Origin of the sequence: Streptomyces durocortorensis (assembly GCF_016901035.1) — a bacterium.
Classification (GTDB): Bacteria; Actinomycetota; Actinomycetes; order Streptomycetales; family Streptomycetaceae; genus Streptomyces; species Streptomyces durocortorensis.
The window spans coordinates 13,253-19,166 of sequence record NZ_JAFEUF010000143.1 but is presented as its reverse complement, the minus strand read 5'-3'; the positions used below and the strand labels follow the sequence as shown (position 1 = coordinate 19,166).

The 5,914-nt window shown below is 68.4% G+C and carries 7 protein-coding genes; 3 read left to right on the top strand and 4 right to left on the bottom strand.

The annotated features are described in order from the left end of the window. Positions 1-127 precede the first annotated feature (127 nt). Positions 128-334: a hypothetical protein gene (locus JS521_RS23675; protein WP_205084965.1), complete on the top strand. Its 207-nt coding sequence runs from the start codon at positions 128-130 to the stop codon at positions 332-334. Between the two features lie 90 nt (positions 335-424). On the opposite strand, the gene JS521_RS23670 is transcribed toward JS521_RS23675, so the two are convergent. Then, positions 425-808 (bottom strand): metal-sensitive transcriptional regulator, encoded by a 384-nt coding sequence (locus tag JS521_RS23670; RefSeq protein WP_239487728.1) that lies wholly within the window; start codon positions 806-808, stop codon positions 425-427. A gap of 240 nt (positions 809-1,048) precedes the next feature. On the opposite strand from JS521_RS23670, the gene JS521_RS23665 reads away from it, so the two are divergent. Both JS521_RS23665 and JS521_RS23660 read left to right on the top strand, forming a co-directional pair. After that, on the top strand, positions 1,049-1,669 hold the full coding sequence (locus JS521_RS23665) for a DUF47 domain-containing protein (protein WP_015610166.1): 621 nt from the start codon (positions 1,049-1,051) through the stop codon (positions 1,667-1,669). A 5-nt stretch (positions 1,670-1,674) separates the two neighbouring features. Next, a complete protein-coding gene (locus JS521_RS23660) occupies positions 1,675-2,673 on the top strand; it encodes an inorganic phosphate transporter (protein ID WP_205084964.1) in 999 nt (332 codons plus the stop codon). A gap of 130 nt (positions 2,674-2,803) precedes the next feature. On the opposite strand, the gene pstB is transcribed toward JS521_RS23660, so the two are convergent. From pstB to pstC, 3 genes are read right to left on the bottom strand one after another with little or no spacing between them, the layout of a single operon-like run. Further along, positions 2,804-3,580, bottom strand: a complete 777-nt coding sequence (gene pstB / locus JS521_RS23655) for a phosphate ABC transporter ATP-binding protein PstB (RefSeq protein ID WP_205084963.1) — start codon at positions 3,578-3,580, stop codon at positions 2,804-2,806. A 40-nt stretch (positions 3,581-3,620) separates the two neighbouring features. Then, on the bottom strand, positions 3,621-4,703 hold the full coding sequence (pstA, locus tag JS521_RS23650; protein ID WP_205084962.1) for a phosphate ABC transporter permease PstA: 1,083 nt from the start codon (positions 4,701-4,703) through the stop codon (positions 3,621-3,623). After that, complete coding sequence (gene pstC / locus JS521_RS23645) at positions 4,700-5,692, bottom strand: phosphate ABC transporter permease subunit PstC (protein WP_205084961.1); 993 nt, start codon at positions 5,690-5,692, stop codon at positions 4,700-4,702. The genes pstA and pstC overlap by 4 nt, the downstream gene beginning before the upstream one ends. Between the last annotated feature and the right edge of the window lie 222 nt (positions 5,693-5,914).

The window sequence follows — 5,914 nt, the reverse complement described above, 5'->3', positions numbered from 1 at the left end:
GGGTGGGACCGGTTGGGAGGGGGCTCAAAATGGTCCGTCCGTGCCATGCGCGGCACGTATCGCGCTCCCTAGGCTGGGGAGTCGGTGTGCCAGAGGCCGGTGACGGCCGGAAGGACGGCAGAGAGAGGTGACGCAGGTGGTGACGCTCAGCGCTCCGAACGCTCAGGACTGTGTGGCCCTCGCCGAGATCGAGCTGTGCGGCGAGCTGATGATCGCCGCGTCGGCGGCGGCGGGCGAGGAGCGCCTCAGTCCCGACCGTATCGACGAAGTGCTCGACGTCCGGGGCGCGGAGTCCTGGGCCACGGTCCCCCGGCAGGCCGTTCGCCGGGGGTGATGCCTGTGGCATCCGGGGTGATGTCCGCGGCATCCGTGGTGATGTCCGCGACATCCGCGAGCGGCGGGCGCGCCCGGTGCGGGCCGCGCCTCAGGTGCGGAGCAGGCGGGCGATGGCCTTCGTGGCCTCCTCGACCTTCGCGTCGATCTCCTCGCCGCCCTTGACGGCCGCGTCGGCGACGCAGTGGCGCAGGTGCTCCTCCAGCAGCTGGAGGGCGAAGGACTGCAGCGCCTTCGTGGAAGCCGAGACCTGGGTGAGTATGTCGATGCAGTAGACGTCCTCGTCGACCATGCGCTGCAGGCCGCGGATCTGGCCCTCGATCCGGCGCAGCCGTTTGAGGTGCTCGTCCTTCTGGTGGTGGTAGCCGTGGATGCCGCGGTCGTGGTCGGTGACGATGTCCACAGGGGCGACCGCCTCCGCGTCCGGGGCCGCCACGCCCGCCGATTCCGCTCCTGTGGTCCCGGTCGTGGTCATCTGCGTCCTCCCGTTGCCCTCATGTGTTCTGGCCCTCATGTGTGCTGCGGTCTACCCGCTGCACTCTTGCGGTCTTATACCCCTGCCGGGTATATCGTAACGAATCCCGCCGAAACGTGACCGGGGGTCCGTGCTGATCGCCGTGTCCGATGGGCGACACTGAAGAACGCCGGTTAGCCGTGGCCGGATGATGCGCCTAGCATCAGCCTGACCGAATCCAAAGCATCCCGAGGACCCCACGTGCGCTTTCGTCTGACCCCCAGGGAGACGAGCTTCTACGACATGTTCTCCGCGTCTGCGGACAACATTGTCACGGGCTCGAAACTCCTGATGGAACTGCTCGGGGCGGATTCTGCCTCCCGAGTCGAGATCGCGGAGCGTATGCGGGCAGCGGAGCACGCGGGGGACGATGCCACCCACGCGATCTTCCACCAGCTGAACTCCTCCTTCATCACGCCGTTCGACCGCGAGGACATCTACAAGCTGGCGTCCTCGCTCGACGACATCATGGACTTCATGGAGGAGGCCGTCGACCTGGTCGTCCTCTACCAGGTCCAGGAGCTCCCCAAGGGCGTCGAGCAGCAGATCGAGGTGCTGGCCCGGGCGGCGGAACTGACCGCCGAGGCCATGCCGGGGCTGCGGACCATGGCCAACCTCACCGAGTACTGGATCGAGATCAACCGCCTGGAGAACCAGGCCGATCAGGTCCACCGCAAGCTGCTGGCCCAGCTCTTCAACGGCAAGTACGACGCCATGGAGGTGCTGAAGCTCAAGCAGATCGTGGATGTGCTGGAAGAGGCGGCTGACGCGTTCGAGCACGTGGCCAACACCGTGGAGACCATCGCGGTCAAGGAGTCCTGAACCTCGTGGACACCTTTGCGCTGATCGTGACCATCGGTGTCGCGCTCGGCTTCACGTATACGAACGGCTTCCACGACTCGGCCAACGCCATCGCCACCTCGGTCTCCACCCGGGCGCTGACCCCGCGTGCGGCCCTGGCGATGGCGGCGGTGATGAACCTCGCCGGCGCCTTCCTGGGCCAGGGGGTCGCCAAGACCGTCAGCGAAGGCCTGATCGCCACGCCCGTCGGGCAGAAGGGGATGGGCATCCTGTTCGCGGCGCTGGTCGGCGCGATCATCTGGAACCTCATCACCTGGTACTTCGGCCTCCCCTCCTCGTCCTCGCACGCCCTCTTCGGCGGCATGGTCGGGGCGGCGCTGGCCGGCGGCACGGACGTCATCTGGTCCGGGGTGCTGGAGAAGGTCGTCATCCCGATGTTCATCTCCCCGTTCGTCGGCCTGATCGCCGGCTATCTGGTGATGGTCGGCATCCTGTGGATATTCCGGAACGCCAACCCGCACAAGGCCAAGCGCGGCTTCCGGATCGCGCAGACGGTCTCGGCGGCGGGCATGGCGCTCGGCCACGGCCTCCAGGACGCGCAGAAGACGATGGGCATCGTGGTGATGGCCCTGGTCATCGCCGACGTCGAGGGCCCCAACGACGAGATCCCGGTCTGGGTCAAGATCGCCTGTGCGCTGATGCTTTCGCTCGGTACGTACGCGGGCGGCTGGCGCATCATGCGGACCCTCGGCCGGAAGATCATCGAGCTGGACCCGCCGCAGGGCTTCGCCGCCGAGACGACGGGCGCCTCGATCATGTTCGGTTCGGCGTTCCTCTTCCACGCGCCGATCTCGACCACGCACGTCATCACCTCAGCGATCATGGGCGTCGGCGCCACCAAGCGCGTGAACGCCGTGCGCTGGGGCGTCGCGAAGAACATCATCCTGGGCTGGTTCATCACCATGCCCGCCGCGGCGCTGGTCGCTGCGCTGAGTTACGGCGCGGTGCTGCTGCTCTTCGGGTAGCCCTCTGCACGCAGTACGTACATGGGTCCGCCCCCGCTCTCCGTACCAGGGAGAGCGGGGGCGGACCCTTTCGCCTTGTGGTGGCACCGCCATGCAGCACCACAAGGCCGTTTATGACGGAGTGCGTGACTCAGCCGAAGCGGCCCGAGATGTAGTCCTCCGTGGCCTGGACCGACGGGTTGGAGAAGATCCGCTCCGTCTCGTCGATCTCGATGAGCCGGCCGGGCTTGCCGACCGCCGCGAGGTTGAAGAACGCGGTGCGGTCCGAGACGCGGGCCGCCTGCTGCATGTTGTGCGTCACGATGACGATCGTGAACCGCTCCTTCAGCTCGCCGATCAGATCCTCGATGGCGAGGGTCGAGATCGGGTCGAGCGCCGAGCACGGCTCGTCCATCAGCAGGACCTGCGGCTCGACCGCGATGGCGCGGGCGATGCACAGACGCTGCTGCTGGCCGCCGGAAAGGCCGGAGCCGGGCTTGTTGAGCCGGTCCTTGACCTCGTTCCAGAGGTTCGCGCCGCGCAGGGACTTCTCGACGACGTCGTTCAGCTCGCTCTTGCGGTAGCTGCCGTTCAGCCGGAGGCCCGCCGCCACGTTGTCGAAGATCGACATGGTGGGGAAGGGGTTGGGGCGCTGGAAGACCATGCCGACCGTGCGGCGCACGGTGACCGGGTCGACGTTGGAGGCGTAGAGGTTCTCGTCGTCCAGCAGCACCTTGCCCTCGACGCGGCCGCCGGGGGTGACCTCGTGCATCCGGTTCAGGGTGCGCAGGAAGGTGGACTTGCCGCAGCCGGACGGGCCGATGAAGGCCGTCACGGAGCGGGGCTCCACGGTCATCGAGATGTCCTCGATGGCCTTGTGGCTGCCGTAGAAGGCGCTGAGGCCGCTGATGTCGATGCGCTTGGCCATGGAAATCACTGCTTCTTTCGGGAGGTCGCTGATGGCCGCGTCAGCGACCGGTCTTCGGGGCCTTCCAGCGGGCGATGCCGCGGGCCACGAGGTTGAGGATCATGACGAAGGCGATCAGCACCAGGGCCGCTGCCCAGGCGCGGTCGTAGGACGCGGCCTCGCCGATCTTGTACTGCTCGTAGATGTAGAACGGCAGCGAGGACTGGGCGCCTTCGAAGGGGTTCGTGTTGATCAGCTGGCTGCCGAAGACCAGCAGGATGATCGGGGCCGTCTCACCGGCGATACGCGCGATGGCGAGCATGACACCGGTGGTGATGCCGCCGATCGCGGTCGGCAGGACCACCTTCAGGATGGTGCGCCACTTCGGGATGCCGAGGGCGAGGGAGGCCTCGCGCAGCTCGTTCGGGACGAGCTTGAGCATCTCCTCGGTGGAGCGGACCACGACCGGGATCATCAGGATGGTCAGGGCGAGCGCGCCCATCAGGCCGGAGGGCTCCAGGTTGGCGATCAGCATGATCGACAGGATGAAGAGACCGGCCACGATGGACGGGATGCCCGTCATCACGTCGACGAAGAAGGTGACGGCCTTGGCCAGCGAGCCCTTGCCGTACTCGACGAGGTAGACGGCGGTCAGCAGACCGAGCGGGGCGGAGATCACCGTGGCGATACCGACCTGCTCCAGGGTGCCGATCAGCGCGTGGTAGACGCCGCCGCTGGCCTCGGAGCCGAGCACACCGGCCATCGAGTGGGTGAGGAAGTAGCCGTCCAGGCGCTCGGCGCCGCGGACGATCGTCGTCCAGAGCAGGGAGGCGAGCGGGACGACGGCGATGAGGAAGCAGACCCACATCACGCTGGTGGCGAGGCGGTCCTTGGCCTGGCGCTGGTTCTCGACGACCGTCGTGGCGACGTAGGAGATGGCCAGGAAGAGCAGGGCGGAGATCATGCCCCACTGGATGCGGCTCTCCCAGCCGGCGGCCAGCGAGAGGCCGACGCCGAGCGCGATCGAGACGGCGGCGAAGCCGAGCGGCGCGAGGCGGGGGAGGGAGCGGCTGCCGAGGCTGCTCTTCGGGGAGGGCGATGCGGGCGTCGGGCGTTCCATGACGCCGGTGGGTGCGTGGCTCATGCGTTGGCCCCCGAGTACTCCTTGCGGCGGGCGATGATGAGCCGGGCCGCGCCGTTGACCAGCAGGGTGAGGACGAAGAGGACGAGGCCGGAGGCGATCAGGGCGTCCCGCCCGAACGCGTCGGCCTCGCCGAACTTGGCCGCGATGTTCTGGGCGAACGTGCCGCCGCCCGGGTTCAGCAGGTGCAGCGAGATGAGGAAGTTCGGGGAGAGGACCGTGGCGACGGCCATCGTCTCGCCGAGCGCGCGGCCGAGGCCCAGCATCGAGGCGGAGATGATGCCGGAGCGGCCGAAGGGCAGCACGGAGAGGCGGATGACCTCCCAGCGGGTGGCGCCGAGCGCGAGCGCGGCCTCCTCGTTCATCTTCGGGACCTGGAGGAAGACCTCGCGGCTGACGCTGGTCACGATCGGCAGGATCATGATCGCGAGCAGGATGCCGACGGTGAAGAGCGAGCGGGCGACGCCGACCTCGGTCTTCTCGAAGATGTACGTCCAGCCGAAGAACTGGTCGAGCCAGAGGTTCAGGCCCTCCAGGTACGGCACGAGCACGAGCGCACCCCAGATGCCGTAGACGATGCTGGGCACGGCGGCCAGCAGGTCGACCACGTACGCGATCGGGGCGGCCAGCTTGCGCGGCGCGTAGTGCGAGATGAACAGGGCGATGCCGACAGCGATCGGAACCGCGATGACCATCGCGATGATCGAGCTGACGACCGTGCCGAAGAGCAGGACCGCGATGCCGAAGACCGGCGGGTCGCCGGCCGGGTTCCAGTCGAAGGTGGTGAGGAAGTTGCCCTCGTCCTTCGAGATGGCGAGCACCGAGCGGTAGGTGAGGAACACGGCGATCGACGCCATGATCACGAGCAGCAGGATGCCCGAGCCGCGGGAGAGGCCCAGGAAGATCTTGTCGCCCATGCGCCCGGTGGACCGGGGGCTGGGCCGCGGGACCGGCGGCGCCGGTGGCGTGTCTATCGGTGTGGTGGAAGCCATGGTCTTTCCGGTCTGTGTGGGGGAGCGGGAGGCTCCCCTGGCGGCGGTGCACCGGATGGGCGGGTGGGGCGGGTACGTCGGCGGCCGGGTTGCCGGTCACGTCCGTGGGGGGGGGGGGGGGGGGGGGGGGGGGGGGGGGGGGGGGGGGGGGGGGGGGGGGCGGCCCCCGCGCGGGGCGCAGGAGGCGAGGGGGGCAGGAGGCAGGTGGGGTGGCGGGCGTGG

What these genes read in the sequence shown, in the direction of transcription:
- JS521_RS23670 (WP_239487728.1), bottom strand. Translation starts at nt 808, where the DNA reads ATGACCACGACCGGGACCACAGGAGCGGAATCGGCGGGCGTGGCGGCC.
- pstB (WP_205084963.1), bottom strand. Translation starts at nt 3,580, where the DNA reads ATGGCCAAGCGCATCGACATCAGCGGCCTCAGCGCCTTCTACGGCAGC.
- pstA (WP_205084962.1), bottom strand. Translation starts at nt 4,703, where the DNA reads ATGAGCCACGCACCCACCGGCGTCATGGAACGCCCGACGCCCGCATCG.
- pstC (WP_205084961.1), bottom strand. Translation starts at nt 5,692, where the DNA reads ATGGCTTCCACCACACCGATAGACACGCCACCGGCGCCGCCGGTCCCG.